The sequence below is a fragment of the Chryseobacterium mulctrae genome (assembly GCF_006175945.1).
Classification (GTDB): Bacteria; Bacteroidota; Bacteroidia; order Flavobacteriales; family Weeksellaceae; genus Chryseobacterium; species Chryseobacterium mulctrae.
This window is the reverse complement of the sequence record NZ_VAJL01000001.1, coordinates 4,146,317-4,165,879: the sequence shown is the minus strand read 5'-3', so window position 1 is coordinate 4,165,879 and position 19,563 is coordinate 4,146,317. Positions and strand designations below refer to the sequence as shown.

The window sequence follows — 19,563 nt, the reverse complement described above, 5'->3', positions numbered from 1 at the left end:
ACATACAAAAGTACAAAAACGGACAAAAATATCCGAATTTTTCGGTTTCTATTTATTAATATTTTTAGTTAAATTTTAGAGCCTGTTTAAAAATTAAATTAGAAAAATTCGTATGGCGTTTATTTTATAAAATAATCTTATAAAAAAAACTGATTGTCAGTTGTTTATGTTGTTTATTTTCCGTAACTTGTTGGTTACTAATCAATTAAATTACAGTGAAAAATTACTCAACAAACATTTCTGACAATCAGTGGCAATTTATAAAAAAGACTTTGAACCTCAATGACAGAAAGCGAAAATATGGTTTAAGAACCATTTGGAACGCCATAATGTATTTGGTGAAAACCGGTTGCCAATGGAGGATGTTACCCAATGATTTTCCGAAATGGGAATTGGTCTATTACTATTACAGCAAATGGGCAAATGCAGAGGATTTTGATCTGCTTCTTTCGAAATTACGGGAAAAAGTCAGGTTGAAAAGAAATCAAAAAAGAGAACCGAGTTTAGGCATAATGGACAGTCAGAGTGTAAGATGGGGAAACAACCGCTCATTAAATGGTTTTGACGGGAATAAAAAAGTAAAAGGAATTAAAAGACATGTGGTGGTTGATAAAAACGGATTTTTATTAGCAATAATGGTTACTGTAGCCAATGTTCATGACAGTAAAGCTGTTGATTTTCTCATGAGAACTTTGGCATATTTCTTAAGTCCTGTGAAGATTATTCTTGCTGATGGAGGTTACAGAGGAGAAATCATAGAACAGGTGAAAAATAAGTTTGCTTATCTAATCAATGTGGTGATGAGAAATGATGAAAAGAAAACAGATTTTAAGCCCTTTTCTAAAAGATGGATTATTGAACGGACATTTTCCTGGTTTGATAACGACAGGAGATTATGCAGGAATTACGAATTACTAATGGAAAATTCTGAAAATATGGTAAAATTATCCACTATAAAAAATTTATTGAATAAAATTTAAACAGGCTCTAATATTACAACAACATATTTCTTGAAATTTACTTTAGAATATTTGAAAATTTCCCCTAATTTAGATTCATAAAGAATTTTTAAATGATACAACTTCCTTCTTCGAAACTTCCTAACGTAGGAACCACCATATTTACCCAAATGTCTCAACTCGCCAATCAACATCAGGCAATTAACCTTTCACAAGGTTTTCCCGATTTTGAAACAGATTCAGAATTACTGAATTTAGCAAATGATTTCATTAAAAAAGGGTTTAATCAATACGCTCCTTTAGGGGGAATTATGGGTTTAAAAGAGGAAATTGCAAGAAAAATTGAGAACAGTCATCAAGCGATTTACCATCCCGAAACTGAAATTACGATTACAGCAGGCGGAACTCAGGCAATTTTCACTGCGATTGCCACTTTCATTCAGAAAAATGATGAAGTGATTATTTTTGAACCCGCTTATGACTGTTACGAACCGACCATAGAGCTTTTCGGAGGAATTGTAAAACGTTTTCAAATGAAAGCTCCGGATTATGAAATCGATTGGAAGGTTGTGAAAAATTTAGTTTCAGAAAAAACAAAAATGATTATTCTGAATAATCCGAATAATCCTTCAGGAAAGATTTTAAAAGAAAATGACATTCAGGAATTAATCAAAATTGTACAAGACACTAATATTTTAATTTTGAGTGATGAAGTGTATGAAAACATCGTGTTTGATGGAAACAAACACTTAAGCATTTGCAAATATCCTGAACTAAAAGAAAGAAGTATTTTAGTTGCCTCTTTCGGAAAATTATTCCATATCACAGGCTGGAAAATTGGATATTGTGCTGCTCCGAAAGCTTTGACGGATGAATTCAGAAAGGTACATCAGTTCAATGTTTTTTGTGTGAATACTCCACTTCAAATGGCGTTGGCGGAATACATGAAAAATGACGAACATTATAATCAACTTAATCAGTTTTTTCAGGAAAAAAGAGATTTTCTGAGACAGGGTTTAGTACAAACTTCATTTGAACTTCTCGATTGTGAAGGAACTTATTTTCAGGCTTTGAAATACGACAAAATTTCAGATAAAAATGATTTTGATTTCGCTACAGAATTAACGATCAACCATAAAGTGGCAAGTATTCCGTTTTCGGCTTTTTATAAAGATAAACTGAATGAAAATGTGATTAGATTATGTTTTGCAAAGAAGAATGAAACCTTAGAAAGGGCGATTGAAAATTTAGCGAAAATTTAAAGTAATTTTTCTTTTGTCTTGAAACAAAAGAAACAAAAATTCAAGACTGGAACTGTCGGCTAAAAATAAATTTTATTCTCTAAAAATTCTAAACTTGCGCGATTCTCAATTGTTTTACTTTCGAATTTTCGTCGCGCTTCGAACAGAAGAATTTTCTTAACGTTCATAAATTTTATTTTCTTAACGCCTCCATTTCCTAAGTCATTTTTGGTAATACAGAAAATTGGAGAATGCTTTAAATAAAAATCTCTCGCAGATTGAGCTGATTACGCGATAAAAAAAACTGCGAGAGAAATAAAATTTATTTTTAGAAAAACATTCCGCCGGAAACTTCAATTCTTTGTGCGGTAATCCAACCTGCATCATCGGTGCATAAAAAAGCTACTACTCCACCGATATCATCCGGCAAACCAGCTCTTCCTAAAGCCGTATTACCAGCAACCATAGCGTTTACATGTTCATCATCTCTTGTTCTTCCGCCACCAAAATCGGTTTCGATCGCTCCCGGTGCAACAGCATTGACTTTAATTTTTCTTGCGCCTAATTCTTTCGCCATGTATTTGCTTAATTGGTCAACTGCTGCTTTCATAGAACCGTAAACCGACGAACCAGGCATTGCAAATCTCGCCAAACCTGAAGAAAGATTGATAATTCCACCGTTATCATTCATAAATGGTAAAAATTTCTGAGTCAGGAAGAAAACTCCTTTAAAATGAATATTTACCATATCATCCAACTGCTCTTCTGTAACATCTGCAATCGGCGAATATAAAGCCGTTCCGGCATTATTAATAAGAAAATCAATATTTCGGCTTCCCGTATTTTCTTCTAAATGATCACCTACTTTTTTAACAAATTCATCGAATGATCTCACATCTTTTGTATTCAGTTGATATGCAATTGCTTTTCTTCCTAAAGCCTGAATTTCTGCTACGGTTTTATCCGCTTCTTCTTTATTTGAATTGTAAGTAATAATTACATCCAATCCTTTTTCTGCGATTTTTAAAGCTGAGTTTTTACCTAAACCTCTACTTCCTCCTGTTACTAGGGCAATTTTTGTTCTGTTATTCATATTTGATTTTTTGATGGTACAAAGTTGAGTCAATTTCAAACGAATTTGTTTACTCCAATCAATCTGAAATTTGCAAAATTCAAATCAAGACCGAAATTCCATTGGTGCCAATGAAGTTTTACGTTTGAAAAAATTGGAGAAGTGAGCCACCTCTTCAAAACCTAAAGCGTAAGAAATTTCAGAGACATTCCAGTTGGTTTGTTTTAAAAGAATCTTAGCTTCCTGAATAATCCGGTCTGCGATAAATTCGGTGGTGGTTTTACCTGTATTTTCTTTTAAATTTTTATTTAAATAATAAACGTGAATTGATAGTCTTTCAGCAAAATCATTCGCAACTCTCAGTTGAATTCTTTGATTCTGAGATTCAACAGGAAACTGTCTTTCTAATAATTCCATAAACAATGAAACCACTCTCAATGAAGCATTATGAGTATTGTGGACTTTTTCTGCAGGCTGTAATTTTTGCCCGTAATGAATCAGTTCTGAAACATAATTTCGGATTAAATCATATTTAAATTCATAATCAGAATCGATTTCTTTTTTAATTTTTCCGAAAAGCAAATCAATTTCATCGGCTAGTTCGTCATCAATTTCAAAAACAGGAATGGTACCAGGTTGAAATAAAGGCAAATCTTCAAGAATATTTTTCGAAGAATTTTTAGTGAAAAAATCCGCAGTAAAAACACAGAAATTCCCAGACTGATTCTCATCTTCAGGTACATAATGATAAGGAACTTTCGGGGTTGCAAAAAGCAAAGCATTCTTTTTTATGGAGATCACTTTATCTGCATATTCCGCTCTGTTTTTCCCTCTTATTAAACTTATTTTATAATATTTCCTCCTGTTGTAGGGCATTTCGGAAGTCTTTTTGACATTGGCAATCGTCTGCGCAATATCAAACACATTAAAATGGCCAATATCTTTGTGAAGACCTTTTGGAAAGATACTTTCCATATCTTTTCCCAACCCTTTGGTCATTTCAAGATAAAAATCTTCCAGAGAAGCATGAGCTAATTTTTCCATGATTCGGAATTTGTATAATTCAAATATAGGAAGAACTTATAATTCTACAGACATTCTCCTGCATTTATAGATTCCCATTTTCCACCTTTAAACTCTTTACAATAACTTAATGTTCCGCTTTTTGTTTCTTCATAAACATAGAAAAGATTTGGATTTTTATCGCTTTTGGTAATTTTAATAATCTTATTCTTAATTACGTCAGTAACAGAAAGGTAATCGGTCTTTTTCTTCTGGTCTTCAGAAACAAATATCGTTCTGATATACGGATCAACCTGATGAAAATAATTACAGTCGCTGTTATAAAAATTGATTGTGTAATACAGCTTTTTATAATTTCTTTCTGAAAAAGGAATCGGAAGAGCACGCTGATAAAGTTCTGAAAATTTATTTTTCTCAGATTTATACAAAGGATTCATATCATCTAGATCATTTAATCCATCGCCATCCGAATCTTTATTATTTGGATTTAAGCCAAAACTACGCTCAAAAATATCATTATAGCCATCCTTATCGGTATCTTTTATTAAATCTTCTAATTTTATTTTAAACAACTTTCCGTCTTCAATTGCCGAAGAATAATGTTTCTTGATTTTTTCAGCAAAACTTCCCTCCATTTGCAGAAATCCATCCTGAATAATTGGCTTTTCCTGAATAATATTGATGTAATACTGATTAAAACTTAGACCCAGAAAATACGCATAAGGAATACGGTTTTGAATTTTCAGCAGCCAATAACCTGCATCATTTTTTGCCAAAGAATACAAAGTATCCCCAACTTCCTGTTTTGCAAAGCATATAAACTGACGTTCAAATTTATAATCAAAAATGCCGAAATCTTTATTATATTTTTGAATTTCAGAAGCCTGTATCCTAAAGTCATGTTCATAGATACTGTCTTCTTTAAATGTTCTAAAGTTTTTTAAATCAACAATTTGAAGATATTCAGGTTTGTGAGCAAGAATGCCTGTAACAGTTTGCGGTATTTTCTCTTCAGGATTCAGTGTTTCAGATTTATCATTAAAACAATTGGTCTGTTCTTCATTTTTAGAACATGAAAAAACGAACAGTAAAAAGACTAGATATTTCAAGATTATTAATTTTCTTTAAAAATAATAAAAAAACGCTCCCAAATTCATGGAAGCGTATTTTAAAATACTATATAACTAACTTTTAATATTTTTAAACATTAAATCTGAAGTGCATTACATCACCGTCCTGAACGATGTATTCTTTACCTTCTACAGAAAGCTTTCCAGCTTCTTTTACTTTTGCCTCAGAGCCATACGTTACATAATCATTGTATCTGATTACTTCCGCACGGATGAAACCTTTTTCGAAATCTGTGTGAATTACTCCTGCAGCTTGAGGAGCAGTCCAACCTTGTCCGATTGTCCAAGCTCTTACTTCTTTTACACCTGCTGTAAAATACGTCTGAAGCTTTAATAAATCGTAAGCTTTTCTGATTAAACGGTTTACTCCAGGTTCTGTAAGACCTAATTCTTCCAAGAAAATTTCTCTTTCTTCGAAAGTTTCAAGTTCATTAATATCAGCTTCGATCTGAGCTGCTAAAACTACTGTTTCAGCACCTTCGCTTTTAGCCATTTCATCAATTTTTGCAATCCACTCGTTTCCGTTTTTGATTGAATTTTCATCCACATTACAAACGTAAAGAACCGGCTTATTAGTCAAAAGCTGAACTTCACCAATGATTGATTTTGCAAAATCATCCATCGCAAATTCTCTTGCATTTCTACCATCTTCAAGATGTTTCTGAAGATTTTGAAGTGTCTCGTATGTCAATAAATCTTCTTTCTTACCAGATTTAATAAACTTCTTCGCTTTGTCAACAGCTTTACCAACTGTTTCCATATCTTTTAACTGAAGCTCGATATCGATAATTTCTTTATCTCTTAAAGGATCTACAGAACCTTCAACATGAATAATATTTCCGTTATCAAAACATCTTAAAACATGAATAATCGCTTCACACTCACGAATGTTTGCCAAGAACTGGTTTCCTAAACCTTCTCCTTTACTCGCTCCTTTTACAAGACCAGCAATATCTACGATCTCTACAACAGCAGGCAAAACTCTTTCAGGGTTTACCAGTTTTTCAAGCTCAAATAATCTCTGATCCGGTACAGAAACCGTTCCTAAGTTCGGTTCGATAGTACAGAATGGATAATTGGCAGACTGCGCTTTAGCATTGCTTAAGCAGTTAAAAAGAGTTGATTTACCTACATTTGGTAAGCCTACGATTCCACATTTCATAACGTTAGATTCAAAGTTTAAGGTTTAAAGTTTAAGGCGATATTACCTTTCACTTTCAGCGTGCAAATATAGTGATTTTACGGTGGATTTGAAAATGATTTATTTATAATTGAATTTTTGAATAAAATCAAATATTTCTGTTGTAATAGAAACAATTTTATCATTGTCTTTAAAGTCTTCCCAAGTAACTTCTTCTTTTTCCGTTAATTCCAGAACCTTGTAGCTTACTTCTGCTTTATTCATTAAAGTACCTTCAGCTTTATCCCAAATTTTATTTAGCTCTGGAATATCAGTTTTAATTTCATTTAGTAATTTCCCGATGTACGATTCTTTATATGTACTCTCTTTTTTACTTTTTAAAGATTCTAAAATTTCATTTTGAATTCTTTCTTTTTCATCTTCAATTTTTAGTTTTCTTTTATCACAGAAATAAATGAGGGTTTTAGCCCACACTTTAAATGGTAAAACATTTTCTATTTCTTTATAATCTTTGGTAGTTTGATAGTAAAAATTTTCATTCTCTTTTGTAATTTCCTCATAAACTTGATGCTTATTATTTTTATACTCACCATCGTAGTCAGAAATCAAAAATATCTTATTGTTGATTGAAAAAGCATTAATTTTTTCTTTTAATTCATCTTCATCAAAATTATAGTGATCAATGTTACTTCCCGCATATTCGATGAAAGCAAACTCTATATCTTCTTTAGGATAAGTTTTTCCAATATTCTTACAATATGCTTTTAAGAAAGCTTTTAAATAATTTCGATCTGAAATTCCTTCAACCCAAATCGAGCAGTTAGCTAGAAATACTGAAGAATTGGTCACCCCTAAATATTGAAGAGCTGAATTATCTCCATGATTAACATTCTTAACAACGAATTTATCCTTATTTACTTTATTAAAAAGAAAAATAGAAATATCATCTTTTTCAATGGTAAGATCTAAAAAGTGATTGGAATGTGTAGAAATAAAATAAGTTAAGTTCTTTTCTTTAAGAAATTTATTGGTCGTAATCTGTTCTAAGAACAATCGCTGCATTCCGGGATGAAGATTAATTTCAGGTTCATCAATGAAAATCAAACTCTCATTCTCACAAGTATAGATTTTATACATTAAAATAAATAATGCCTGAATTCCATCGCCCAATTCATGCAAATCTTTACTTTCTCCATCAATATAAACATTGATTATTTCAGAATCGTCTTTGCCATCATGTTTATGATAAATATTAAATTTAGCAACGATTTCGATTTTTTTATTTTGAAAAAAGTTCTCGGAAAGAAATTCTTCAAATTTTTCAAAAGATTCTCTTTTTTCCTTTACATCGTTTCTGATATTTACAATTTGATAATATAAATCTAAACCTGTAAAAATCTCAAAATTTTCATCCGATTTTAATTTATGAGTATGAGAAATTGTTTGTTTAAATATGTCTTTTGAAATTTTTGAATAATTGTCACCACCCTTACTTTCAAATAGAGAATGAGCTGTTCTTAAAGTTGGTAAGAAAATTTTGTTATATCCTTCTGAAAAATTTTGATTTGCTTTACTCGCAATTTCCGTTAATAATAGATTAACCTGTTGTGCATTTAGGATAAATTAATTTTTATTTTGTTTAAACTTCTTTTAAATATAAAGAAATTAAGATATTGTATCATTGTAAAAGAAGTGATTTTAGAGGTAATTCTGGTTGCCAACCCTTCAAAAGTTTTTGCTAAATTGATGTGTAGTAAAAATTGTCCGCTCAGTTGTGATATAGCTGTTTCAATCCGTTTTCTAATTTTAGATTTTACTTTCGAAAACGATACAAATTCATGTTGATTTTTTCTCATTGGAACAGAAAGTTTAATGTTTGAGTAATTGAACAGATCAACCCTTAATTTTTCGCTAATATATCCTCTGTCGCCTATCAGTAAACAGTTTTTGAAGTTTTCTTTTATATCCTTCAGATAATTTATGTCATGAACGTTTGCCGGAGAAAAATCGAAGGAATGAAAAACACCGTTTTTGTCGCAGACAGCATGTAATTTATAGCCGAAATATCGTGTTTTTTGTGCAGCACAATATCCAAATTCCGGACGAATATTTTCTGTGGAACAAATTCCACTGCGATTTGCCCTACTTATTTTACATATCTCCAATGGTGTTGAATCAACAATAAAAACGTTTGTAAAATCAGAAAACTTTGCACTCAAAACTCTGCGTATTTCTTCTAAGTAGAAAAACAATTTTCGCTTTCTTCTGTTATAAACGCTTCTTTCTATTTTTTGTTCTAATTCTGTTTTTGAAATGTATCTAAACAGTTGTAATTCAGAGTTTATCGACATATATTCTGCTGTAATATTTAAAGCTACAAGTTCTAAATCAGAAAGTTTTGGAACTCTGATCTGAGGTTTAGTCTTAATATGACTGCAAGTATTTATCAATTCTTCTAAAATAATTTTGTAGTTTTGAATAAGATTGTTCATGTATTTAAATGATTGGTAGTCAAATAAATATACGGTTTTTGAACCAAATGAACAATCTTTTATTGTTTAATTCCTAAATGCACAACAGGTTAGATTAATCTTTTTTTCATCAATTTCTTTTAATGTTGTAAAATTTTCACCAAAATATGACGATCTTAACCTACTTTTTTCTTTCGTTAAAAAATTTAATATTTTTAAATTATAGTTAACTTTCTTTAAGATTTCAGTTTGCTCTTCTTCATATAATATTTCTTCAAATAAAATTTGTTGTTCAAAATTCTCATATGGTAAAAATTCTACATTACGACTATAATTAAAACCTCCAAATTTATTCTGTTTAATATAAAAATTAAAGCTATCTATGGCTTTTATTAAACTTCTCCGGTTTTGCCACATAAGATTTGGTGTTTTTAATAAGTTTCTTATAAATCTACTCTTTCCACTATTATTAGCACCAATCAAAATATTAATATTAGATAAATCTTGCAAGCGATGAAGTGCAGAATCGTTTTCATTAAAATAACTTTCAAAATCAATTTTGTTAGAAAATATAATATCAAATTTTTCACTCATAATTCTTAGTTTTTTTCAAAAATACCAAAAGTAAATCACAAAAAAAATCCGCCAATAATTTGACGGATTTTCAGAAATATTTTTTTTGAGAATTTACGTTTATGGATTATTCCCTGTAGCTTCCTGAGCCAGCGGAACATCATTTGGAGCAGATGCCATTGCACTGTCTAAGTTGAATAATGATTCGTCTGTAGCTCTGTCGCCACCTGCAATTTTAAGTTTATCTATTAAATTGGAAGCTAAAGTTTCTTCTTCGATCTGTTCCTGAACAAACCACTGCATAAAATTCCATGTTGCCCAGTCTTTTTCTTCCAAAGCCAAATCTACAAGCCTGTAAATGGAGGTTGTATTGTCTACTTCATGTTGAAAAACGCCATCGAAACAAGCCGATAAAGTTTCCGGATCTGCAGGTGGAGCAGGAATAGCATCCACTTTTGGTTTTCCCCCTCTGTTTAAAACGTACTCCATAAATTTTATGGAATGATTTCTCTCTTCCTGAGCATGACGGTACAAAAAATTGGCAATTCCCTGATAACCTTTGTCATCTGCCCAAATTCCGTACGATAAAAATGTGTGTGAAGCGTGAATTTCTTTATTCATCTGGTCACTCAATGCTTTTTCCAGCGTAGGTGAAAGTCTGTTGGTATTCATAATTGTATATTTTAGTGTGATTATAGTTATAAATACAAAAATGATTCCGTGGAAAGTTCCTTCCTTTATTTTCGACAAAGACAACAACACAATCAACTACAAATCAATTGATTAAAAATACAATTTGGATTTAATCTAAAATAAAAAGTCAAAACCTCATCAGAATTGACTTTCAATTTATTGTAAAGATAAAGACTTATAATTTAAAAAAATCAAATTACTTCTTCGTCAGTTTTGCCAGATAAGAATCTTCATCCTGAATAACTTTTTCTATTTTAAAACCGTTATTTTCTGTCGCATTTTTCAAGGTATTAAAATCAAGATACAGCCATTTGATAGGATCTTCAGACTCTCCTTTGTAATGAACGATATAATCCAATTCACCATAATATCCTTCTGCAGGAATATAAACTCCGCCGTCTTCATCGGCATCGAACATGTATAAAATATCTGTACTGTCAATAAGGATCTGTCCGTTTTTATTTAATAAAGAATGAAGTTTTTTAAGATAAATATCAATTACTTTCAAACTTTGAAAAATTCCGGTTCCATTCATTAATAGAAGAATCGTGTCGAAAGTTTCTCCCGAAAATTCAAGCATATTCTGAGCAACCGCTTTCTGAATTCCTCTTGATTGACAAACCTCAATTGATTTTGGCGAAATATCTAAAGCAGTAACTTCTAAATTTCTTTCATTTTGAAGATACAACGAATGTGAACCTGCTCCAGCTCCGATATCTAAAACTTTTCCGTCAGCTAGTTTTAAAGCTTTCTTTTCAATTTTATTCATTCCTTTAAAATCTCTGAAAAGATATTCTACCGGAAGCTCATCGAGTTCGGAAATTGAAGTTTCAGTTTGCAAATCTTCAGGATTTTCATTGTGAAAATAATCCCAGATTGCACGTCCCATTAAGTCTTTCATAGTGGTAATTGTGGGTGCAAAGATAAGATTTAGAAGAATAGAATTTTATTAAAAAAATGATCACAGATTAATTTCTTAATTTTATTATTTTAAAAACTCTACTTGATGAAAAACATCTTATTAATTGTTATTCTATTTTCCATTATAGGGTGCACTCAGGAAAACCCAAAATTTGACAAAATTATATACAAAACAACAAGCTGTTTCGGAACTTGCCCTACTTATATAAAACTTTCCAATTGTTTGCTGAAGAAGTATTTAAAGATGACTTTTCAATTTACGGTTATGAATTAGATTCAGCAAAAATGGGATATTTTAAAGGAAAATTAGATGATGCTACTTTTCATAATTTAAATAAAAAAATACAGAAAATATCTGAGCCTAGTTATAAATATTACAATGAGGGTTCTATTACAGAAACTCCCACAATCAAATTAGTTATACAAAGAGGAGGTGATAAAACCTGTTATCAGACCGATTATCCTACAGATAATTTTCAAAATCATGTTATAAATTTTTTGAATAAAATATGTGCAGGGAAAACTGAAAAAGGCGAAAAGTTTAAGACAGATTACGAATTTGACTGTTATTAAATGTATTTTCAAATCAACATCATAAAAAAATTCTATTTTCCAACTCTCACTCTTCTTACAATATTTCCCTAACTTGTCTTTTCTAAAAACGAGATTCATCTCATGACAGATAAACATTTAAATTTTCAACAAGGATTTACATTCAGCAAACATATTCCGGAAGATATTTCGCATTTTGACCGGGTTTTTGATGTGTTCAAAGATCTGTTGACCCACACTTCAGGAGATATTGAGGAAGCTTTTGAATGGCTCGATATGCTCGATAAAGAATACGATATTTTTACCGACGAATATACGCTTGAAGATTTTGAAGAAGACCTCAGAAAGCGAGGTTACATTAAAAAAGAAGACAATTCCGAAGATGGAAATTCTGGAACCGGAAAAGGTAAAAATATTCTTACAGCCAAACTCGAAGCCGCTTTACGAGAATATGCTTTAGATCAAATTTTTGGAAAGCTTAAAAAAAGCGGAATTGGAAATCACAGAACCAATAAATCTGGAGTTGGCGACGAACGAGATGGCGAAAACCGAAACTTCCAATATGGCGACGATCTTTCTACAGTGAATATGACTGAAAGCTTGAAAAATGCACAAATTAACAATGGAATTTCAGATTTGCGAATGACCGAAGACGACCTCATCGTAGAAGAAACCAAACATAAAGCTCAAATGAGTACGGTTTTGATGATCGATATCAGTCACTCGATGATTTTATACGGTGAAGACAGGATTACACCTGCCAAAAAAGTTGCGATGGCTTTGGTAGAACTGATCAAAAGAAAATACCCCAAAGATTCCATCGATATTATTGTTTTTGGAAACGAAGCTTGGCCGATAAAAATCAAAGACCTTCCCTATTTGCAGGTCGGCCCGTATCACACCAATACCGTTGCAGGATTAGAATTGGCAATGGATATTCTTCGCAGAAAAAGAAATACCAACAAGCAGATTTTCATGATTACCGACGGAAAACCGAGTTGCCTGAAACTTCCAACTGGTGAATATTACATGAACAGTGTAGGGCTTGATCAGAAAATTGTAACAGAATGTCTCAATAAAGCTGCACAAGCCAGAAAATTGAAAATCTCAATTACAACTTTTATGATTGCCCAAGATCCTTATCTCCGTCAGTTTGTGAATGCTTTTACCGCTCAAAATAAAGGAAAAGCTTTTCTTACAGGACTTTCAGGTTTAGGACAAATGATTTTTGAGGATTACGAGAAGAATAGGATTAAGAGAATATAAAGCTGGATGATGGAAGCTGGATGTTGGGTGTCTATAAAGTTTACAAATCAATATTTGGCAAATTTTTATAGTAAAGTCATTGTTTGATTTCTTAATTAGTTTAACCTCGAGCTTCAATCACCCAACACCCAACCATTAATAACAACATCATTACAAAAAATGAAAAACGATACAACATTCAAAGAATTAAAAAAATCAGGATATACCGATAAAACGATTAGTCAAGAAATTCAGGCGAATTTAATTGCAAAAATTAAAGCAAAAGAACCCGTTTTTGAAGGACTTTGGGGCTATGAAGATTCTGTAGTTCCGCAATTGAAAAAGGCGATCTTGGCGGGACATCATATCAATTTATTAGGTTTACGAGGACAGGCAAAAACCAGAATCGCAAGAAGCATGGTCAATCTTTTAGATGAATATATGCCGATTATAAAAGGTTCTGAAATTAATGACAACCCTTTCAATCCTATTTCAAAATTTGCGAGAGATTTAATTGCTGAGTTGGGTGATGAAACTCCAATTTCGTGGGTTCACCGTTCAGAAAGATTTTTTGAAAAACTTGCAACTCCGGATGTAAATGTTGCCGATTTAATTGGCGACATCGACCCTATTAAAGCAGCAACTTTAAAGCTACCCTATTCCGACGAGCGTGTTTTACATTATGGAATGATCCCGAGAGCAAACCGCTCGATTTTCGTTTTAAATGAATTGCCCGATTTACAGGCTAGAATTCAGGTTTCTTTGTTTAATATTTTGCAGGAAGGTGATATTCAGATTCGTGGATTTCAGTTGAGAATGCCTTTAGATATTCAGTTTGTGTTTACAGCAAATCCGGAAGATTATACCAATCGAGGAAGTATTGTAACGCCATTGAAAGACAGAATCGGATCGCAGATTTTTACGCATTATCCAAAAACTATTGCGCTTGCTAAACAGATTACCGAACAGGAAGCTCAGGTTTCTGCCGAAGATAAATCACAGATTCAGATTCCTGAGCTGGCAAAAAATCTATTGGAAGAAGTTGCTTTTGCAGCCCGTGACAGCGAATATGTTGATGCAAAAAGTGGCGTAAGTGCCCGTTTGACGATCAGTGCGATGGAAAACTTGGTAGCTGCAGCAAAATTACGTTTGATAGAAACCGGAGCTGAAAAAACGACTGTTCGTCTGCTTGATTTCATGTCGATTATTCCATCAATTACCGGAAAGATTGAATTGGTTTACGAAGGCGAACAGGAAGGCGCAGATTATGTTGCAAAAATTCTGATTGACAAAGCGGTTATGATTCAGTTTGAAAGTATTTTTCCACGTATTTCAAAATTGGAAAAAGAAGGCATCAAAACTCCGTACACCGATTTGATTAAATGGTTCAACAAAAATCATTTGGAATTAAATTATACCGATACCGACGAAGAATTTTATAATAAACTCAACAGCATTGCACCCTTGACAACCGTTGTTGAAGAAAATGCTTCAGAATGGAGTCAGGAAGACAAAAACTTTTGTAAAGAATTGGTTTTATGGGCTCTGACAATTAGTAAAAAATTAGATAAGTCTGAAAACAGTGCAACTTATACTTTTGATTCTGCAGATGTAAGACAATTGTTCAGAAATTAGTCTTAAAACAATAATAATGAAATAGAGGAAGCGTAAGTCTTGAGATTTATGCTTCCTTTTTTGTTTTTAGGTACACGTCAGTTCAAGTAGAAATTCTGAAAGAATTTTGTATCGAGAACAGGCATCATAAAAAGTTCTCGATATATTTTTCCTTCTCTTTGCTACTGAAAAATACTCGAACTGACGAATTTTATTTTTTCTAAAAACCATTCATTCTAAATTGTATATTTGTCAGAAATTAAAGCACAATTTTGGAACTACAGGAACTTTTTGAACGTTTAGCGATACTTTGTATATCGATCTTTACTCTTTATTATTTTTCAAACAGAAACCGTAACATCAGACTGCATCCTCTTTTGGGATTAATTAGCGTTTGTACATTTTTTATGTGTCTGGTTTTCACCAAAGCGGAATATAGCCTCGGAGTGGGTTTTGGTCTTTTTGCTATTTTCTCAATTCTGCGTTTCAGAACGGAAACTTTTACCATTCAGACCATCGTTTTCCTATTTGTTTCCATCACTCTTTCCCTTTTAGACGGGCTTTTACCAATTAAAAATCTTGAAATTCTTTTAGGTATCAACATTTCGATTGTTGTAATTTATTTGATCTTAAATTATTTCGAAAAAAAATCACCTATCGTTTCTGAAAAAAATTCGATTGAAGTTATTTCCTCATTAGATTTTCTTCAATTGGAAGAAGCGGAACGCAAAAGAGTTTTAACCGAAAAAACCAAACTGAAAAATTTTAGTTACAATATTAAAACCATTAATCTGAATGATAATATTGTTATTTTAAAGGTTTCTCATTAATAATTACATTAATCTTTTTAGATTTCTCCTACGTCGAAATGACATTCTTTTTGAAAAATAGCAGAATTAAATTTCTCGCAGATTTAGGAAATTGAGCAGAATTTTAATTTAATGATCTGTAAAATTAGCTCAATCTGCGAGAGAAAACTCAATCCATATAAGCTCTTGCCTGCTTAATGTACAATTGCTTTTCATCCCCTAAATACTTGAATTCAATATCTAAAGGATAGCTTCTCTTGGCCATTTTCCGTTTCTGCCAAAGAAGATATAGTTTTCGTTCTAACACAGGAGAAGTATCAAATAACTTTTTAATTTCTGTTTCAGTAAGGATCGGTTTCCCGTTGTTTAAGCTAGATGTAGAACGATAATCTACTACAAAAGAACCTAAATAATTGAAATTGTGACAGTAAAATTCATCGCAAGTTACACCTGGCTCAGGTTTTACTACAGACTCTTCACCTAATTGAACATTTACGGTAATTCCTGCATATTGATCACGGTACAAATTTCTTGTTACCAAAACTCCGTTGGCTTTTTCGTCTGGAAAAGAACGGTGTACCAAAACTCCCATTGCACAGCTTTCATGATCGATCCCAAACAAATCGCGTTCCTGAAACGCACGGAAATTCCAGAAACTTGACCATACATCCAGAATAGCTTTTTCAACAGTTTTTTCAGAATCTCCGATGATTGCGGTTTTAGAATCGTACAAACCGGCTCCGTTGAAGCCTTCCATATCTTCGGCATTGGTTGAAGAACGGAATCTGAAGTTTTTAAAATCACTTTGTGCATTGAGCTTTTCTTCAATTTTCTTCAAAAGTTCAGGATTCACTTTTGAGTTTTTTACCGTTTTTCTGAATGCTTTTAGTTCTTTTTCCAACAATTTTACAGAATCTTTCGGAATTGCGTACAATGCATTGATTTTATCCTGAAAATGATTATCCTTAATATGCTGATCAAAGTAATAAAATGGAATTGCAAAAGCGTATTCCGGAGTTTTATACGACTTTAATTCTTTTTGAATCTGCTTTAAAAGTCCAAGATTTGTAGCTTTTGAACCGATAGAATTGACAATATTTAAAGGCGTTGTTGTTTCTAAATCGACCAAATTGGTAACCGAAAGATCTTTCTTCAGAATAATTTCTTTCACTGCTTTTTTAGCTGGAATTGGTTTTTGTGAAGCTTTTAATGAATATGAATTTTCTTTGGTTATCAACTCCACTTTCTTACCTAAAAGATTATTAACAGACTGTTTATCCCAAACTTTTGTATCAACATACACCGGAATATTTCTATTTTTCGCCAGTAAAACCAAGTGACTTAAAGGAGTTTGAAGCTCGGTAATAATAATTCCACGTACGGTTGGAATAAATTCCGGAGTTGTATTAATGATGATAATTTCATCAGATTTAGGATTGAAATCTTGTTTTTTCTGCAAATCATATTTTTTCAAAATTCCGACATTAGAAGCATTCTCAATCGACTGTTCTGTAATTCTTTTAAAAATAAAATCTGAGAAAACCGTTGGAATTTTTAATGCTTTTTTTGAATGTAAGCCGATTACATGCGGAGAATTCAGATAAAACTTCAACTTATCTTTGAAAAACACATTTTTATTGACTTCATTAAAAAAGAAATTGATCAAACCTGCATTCATCTCGTCTGAAGCAGCCAGTTCCATCACCCAATCATCAGAATCTTCCAAATAATTGATATTCGCAAGAAGATAGGTTCTCTTGTTGGTCGGATTGTAAGATTCTTTGTTAAACTCTCCTATTTCCTGACTATATCCCAAAACCTGTGAACAGAAATCATAATGATAGGTATATCTTATACTGTTAAAGAAGTATAATTTTTTCGCACCGTAATCATAAACCACTTTTACAGATTTCATATTGGTAAACTTATCTGTAAGCGGTTTTCCGGAAAGATTGAGAAACTGTTGTTTCTTGGTTATAGAATGCACATAATTATCCTGCGAATACGATAAAAGTGAGAAAGTGAGAAATAAGAATAATAAAATATTTTTCATGTCTTTGTGAAGATTACCTCACAAATGTAGAAAATATCCTGAATGTGACAAATAGTAATAAATTTGGTAACATTTTGAATTCCCCTCCTTTGGAGGGGTGGATTCGACCGAAGGGAGAAGACGGGGTGGTTTTAGAGTATCTTTTTTAAAAAAACAGGGAATTATTTTGATATACTTCTACCTTCTAGCCCCGATAAAAACGGCATCCTTTTGTGGAGCGAAGCGGAACAAAAGATATAGTGGATAGCGGGAAAAAGCTACAGAAAACAGGAGTAATGGATAATGATTAATAAGTAATAATTCTACTTATTTTTGATGGTGATTATTCTCCAAAAGCAAAGTCCCGTTTTGAAAATAAAACGAGACTTCACAAGTAAAAACAAGGTATCTTTAGATGACCGGTCCTGCCGCATCTTTTATTTCTTCTAATAATTTTCTGCGTTCTCGAAGTCTTCTTCTTGCAATGACAGATTTCCCATTGATAAGTCTTATGAATCTTGGATATTTGAATTTTTCTTCCCCGAAATGATGGGTTAAAACAAACAGTAAAATTCCGAAACCTGCAACAATGATGTAACCGAAAATTTTCTTGTTAGCTGAAAGAATTGCATTGAGCTGAATGCTTTTTAAATTGGCCGAAAGATTTTGTGAAGTAAGCGTCATTCCATCTAAATAAACCGCCAAATTGCCCAAACTCTCAATCTGAAACTGATATTGAAACCACGAAAATAAAGCTGAGAAAAATCCTACCGCAAGAAATGTACGCCAAACCAAAACCAATCCGATGGCAGCCAACATATCATCGAGTTCCAACTTATCTAAAGTATAATACCACACTGAAATAAAGAGCGAACCCATCCCAAAACCTTTCAGAAACATCGGTAAATACCAATTTTCATAATTGAATTCCAACACCATTGAAAAGTACATGATAATGGTATACCCTATCATCGCAGAAAATCCTGAAAAGATGAACATTTTGAGAGGCTTTTCTTTTTTAAACCAATAAACAGCGACAATTCCGGCAAGAATTAATCCAGGGATCATCATTAAATTCAGTTTAGCATTGGTCAATTGATCATATCCTAAAACTCCGACTGAAAAAATATTTTGAATGGAAGCAGTTCCTAAAAACATTCCTAAACAAAACAGTAAAAACAATCCGTTTTGAACATTGCTTCGAGAGAAAATTTTAAAAGATAAATAAGGTCTTTTCAAAGTCATCTGACGAATTGCCAACAAAGCAAAACTTATAAATGCTGCAATACTTGCATTGATAATTCTTGTAGAATTCAGCCAATCCTGTTGCTTTCCAAATGAAAAAACATATGCCGAAAACATAAAAGTAGAAACAAATAACAGAATACTCAGCCAATCGATATAATGCAACGGAACTTTTAAAGCAAAATATTTATTGTGCATAAAAATCCAGCAAATTAAAGCCATCACAAAACACTGGAGCGATGCGATGATGAAAAACTGTTGCCAATTATAAAGCATTGAAATTTCAACTGCATAGTAACTCGAAATCTGAGTCAGCGTTAAAACGAATGTATAAAATACTCCGTAGAAAATCCCTCTTCCGCCCATGATGACCATCAACGGAAGAAAAAGTTCGATGGTAATCATCATTTTTAAAAAACCAATAACCAAAGCACTTGCAATGATAATTGAAGGCTGCATTGTAGAACCGTTGATATAACTTAACAATCCTAAAAGCACCAATAAAAGCACCACTTTATCACGCACTTTATATCTCATTTTAAATCTGAGAACAACCGGCATACAAGCTCCCATTCCGATAGTTGTGGCATAATTTGCCCACATAAAATACTCGGTAAGCTGGCCGGTTCCGCTCACCATAAAGCTTATATTTCCTGCATAAACACCTCCTAAAGGCATCACAACAGTAAGCAATAAAACTATAATTAACAGCTGAACAAGCTTTGGAACCCAATCGCTGAAAAGACCTTTGTTGTACATTTTTTTTATTTATTAAGAGCCAAGTAAAAAGGTAAAAGAGTCAAGTTATTGAACCACTTAAGATTTTAATTATTTTTATACTT

Annotated in this window: 17 protein-coding genes; 6 read left to right on the top strand and 11 right to left on the bottom strand. The window is 32.3% G+C overall.

The annotated features are described in order from the left end of the window. The first annotated feature begins 215 nt into the window (after positions 1-215). Positions 216-980 carry an IS5 family transposase gene (locus FDY99_RS19335; RefSeq protein ID WP_139421414.1) on the top strand — a complete coding sequence of 255 codons (765 nt, stop codon included), beginning with the start codon at positions 216-218 and terminating at the stop codon, positions 978-980. Positions 981-1,072: 92 nt separating this feature from the next. Continuing rightward, positions 1,073-2,221 carry a methionine aminotransferase gene (locus FDY99_RS19330; protein ID WP_139423345.1) on the top strand — a complete coding sequence of 383 codons (1,149 nt, stop codon included), beginning with the start codon at positions 1,073-1,075 and terminating at the stop codon, positions 2,219-2,221. A 307-nt stretch (positions 2,222-2,528) separates the two neighbouring features. Here FDY99_RS19330 and FDY99_RS19325 read toward each other — a convergent pair whose 3' ends face one another. The 9 genes from FDY99_RS19325 to FDY99_RS19285 all read right to left on the bottom strand — a co-directional run bounded on the left by FDY99_RS19325 (position 2,529) and on the right by FDY99_RS19285 (position 11,204). After that, the gene (locus FDY99_RS19325) at positions 2,529-3,293 is read right to left on the bottom strand and encodes an SDR family NAD(P)-dependent oxidoreductase (protein ID WP_139423344.1); all 765 of its coding nucleotides are present in this window, start codon (positions 3,291-3,293) and stop codon (positions 2,529-2,531) included. Positions 3,294-3,377: 84 nt separating this feature from the next. Then, complete coding sequence (locus tag FDY99_RS19320; protein WP_139423343.1) at positions 3,378-4,316, bottom strand: helix-turn-helix domain-containing protein; 939 nt, start codon at positions 4,314-4,316, stop codon at positions 3,378-3,380. A gap of 44 nt (positions 4,317-4,360) precedes the next feature. Beyond that, entirely contained in the window at positions 4,361-5,404 is a 1,044-nt protein-coding gene (locus FDY99_RS19315) for a hypothetical protein (protein WP_228448861.1), read from the bottom strand. A 91-nt stretch (positions 5,405-5,495) separates the two neighbouring features. Beyond that, the gene (ychF, locus tag FDY99_RS19310; protein WP_074229237.1) at positions 5,496-6,587 is read right to left on the bottom strand and encodes a redox-regulated ATPase YchF; all 1,092 of its coding nucleotides are present in this window, start codon (positions 6,585-6,587) and stop codon (positions 5,496-5,498) included. A 99-nt stretch (positions 6,588-6,686) separates the two neighbouring features. Next, entirely contained in the window at positions 6,687-8,102 is a 1,416-nt protein-coding gene (locus FDY99_RS19305; protein WP_228448957.1) for an ATP-dependent nuclease, read from the bottom strand. 77 nt (positions 8,103-8,179) lie between these two features. After that, positions 8,180-9,058, bottom strand: a complete 879-nt coding sequence (locus FDY99_RS19300) for an IS982 family transposase (RefSeq protein WP_063969482.1) — start codon at positions 9,056-9,058, stop codon at positions 8,180-8,182. A 66-nt stretch (positions 9,059-9,124) separates the two neighbouring features. Beyond that, complete coding sequence (locus FDY99_RS19295; protein ID WP_139423340.1) at positions 9,125-9,631, bottom strand: AAA family ATPase; 507 nt, start codon at positions 9,629-9,631, stop codon at positions 9,125-9,127. 99 nt (positions 9,632-9,730) lie between these two features. Then, positions 9,731-10,282, bottom strand: coding sequence for a ferritin (locus FDY99_RS19290; protein WP_139423339.1), 552 nt, complete (start codon positions 10,280-10,282; stop codon positions 9,731-9,733). Positions 10,283-10,499: 217 nt separating this feature from the next. Continuing rightward, on the bottom strand, positions 10,500-11,204 hold the full coding sequence (locus FDY99_RS19285) for a class I SAM-dependent methyltransferase (RefSeq protein ID WP_139423338.1): 705 nt from the start codon (positions 11,202-11,204) through the stop codon (positions 10,500-10,502). Positions 11,205-11,443: 239 nt separating this feature from the next. Between FDY99_RS19285 and FDY99_RS19280 the strand changes: the two genes are divergently transcribed. The 4 genes from FDY99_RS19280 (at position 11,444) to FDY99_RS19265 (ending at position 15,465) form a co-directional block, all read left to right on the top strand. Further along, positions 11,444-11,797 carry a hypothetical protein gene (locus FDY99_RS19280; protein WP_139423337.1) on the top strand — a complete coding sequence of 118 codons (354 nt, stop codon included), beginning with the start codon at positions 11,444-11,446 and terminating at the stop codon, positions 11,795-11,797. 102 nt (positions 11,798-11,899) lie between these two features. Next, the gene (locus FDY99_RS19275; protein WP_139423336.1) at positions 11,900-13,042 is read left to right on the top strand and encodes a vWA domain-containing protein; all 1,143 of its coding nucleotides are present in this window, start codon (positions 11,900-11,902) and stop codon (positions 13,040-13,042) included. Positions 13,043-13,201: 159 nt separating this feature from the next. Further along, positions 13,202-14,656, top strand: coding sequence for a sigma 54-interacting transcriptional regulator (locus tag FDY99_RS19270; protein ID WP_139423335.1), 1,455 nt, complete (start codon positions 13,202-13,204; stop codon positions 14,654-14,656). Between the two features lie 251 nt (positions 14,657-14,907). Then, complete coding sequence (locus FDY99_RS19265) at positions 14,908-15,465, top strand: DUF4956 domain-containing protein (RefSeq protein WP_162304190.1); 558 nt, start codon at positions 14,908-14,910, stop codon at positions 15,463-15,465. Positions 15,466-15,613: 148 nt separating this feature from the next. Here the strand turns inward: FDY99_RS19265 and FDY99_RS19260 are convergent, their stop codons facing one another. Continuing rightward, positions 15,614-17,497 carry a PEP/pyruvate-binding domain-containing protein gene (locus FDY99_RS19260; RefSeq protein WP_139423333.1) on the bottom strand — a complete coding sequence of 628 codons (1,884 nt, stop codon included), beginning with the start codon at positions 17,495-17,497 and terminating at the stop codon, positions 15,614-15,616. Between the two features lie 390 nt (positions 17,498-17,887). After that, the gene (locus FDY99_RS19255; RefSeq protein WP_139423332.1) at positions 17,888-19,480 is read right to left on the bottom strand and encodes an MFS transporter; all 1,593 of its coding nucleotides are present in this window, start codon (positions 19,478-19,480) and stop codon (positions 17,888-17,890) included. Positions 19,481-19,563: the final 83 nt, after the last annotated feature.

Excerpts from the sequence above, each read along its gene's own strand:
- FDY99_RS19330 (WP_139423345.1), top strand. The coding sequence starts at position 1,073 with ATGATACAACTTCCTTCTTCGAAACTTCCTAACGTAGGAACCACCATA.
- FDY99_RS19325 (WP_139423344.1), bottom strand. The coding sequence starts at position 3,293 with ATGAATAACAGAACAAAAATTGCCCTAGTAACAGGAGGAAGTAGAGGT.
- FDY99_RS19320 (WP_139423343.1), bottom strand. The coding sequence starts at position 4,316 with ATGGAAAAATTAGCTCATGCTTCTCTGGAAGATTTTTATCTTGAAATG.
- ychF (WP_074229237.1), bottom strand. The coding sequence starts at position 6,587 with ATGAAATGTGGAATCGTAGGCTTACCAAATGTAGGTAAATCAACTCTT.
- FDY99_RS19300 (WP_063969482.1), bottom strand. The coding sequence starts at position 9,058 with ATGAACAATCTTATTCAAAACTACAAAATTATTTTAGAAGAATTGATA.
- FDY99_RS19295 (WP_139423340.1), bottom strand. The coding sequence starts at position 9,631 with ATGAGTGAAAAATTTGATATTATATTTTCTAACAAAATTGATTTTGAA.
- FDY99_RS19290 (WP_139423339.1), bottom strand. The coding sequence starts at position 10,282 with ATGAATACCAACAGACTTTCACCTACGCTGGAAAAAGCATTGAGTGAC.
- FDY99_RS19285 (WP_139423338.1), bottom strand. The coding sequence starts at position 11,204 with ATGAAAGACTTAATGGGACGTGCAATCTGGGATTATTTTCACAATGAA.
- FDY99_RS19275 (WP_139423336.1), top strand. The coding sequence starts at position 11,900 with ATGACAGATAAACATTTAAATTTTCAACAAGGATTTACATTCAGCAAA.
- FDY99_RS19270 (WP_139423335.1), top strand. The coding sequence starts at position 13,202 with ATGAAAAACGATACAACATTCAAAGAATTAAAAAAATCAGGATATACC.
- FDY99_RS19260 (WP_139423333.1), bottom strand. The coding sequence starts at position 17,497 with ATGAAAAATATTTTATTATTCTTATTTCTCACTTTCTCACTTTTATCG.
- FDY99_RS19255 (WP_139423332.1), bottom strand. The coding sequence starts at position 19,480 with ATGTACAACAAAGGTCTTTTCAGCGATTGGGTTCCAAAGCTTGTTCAG.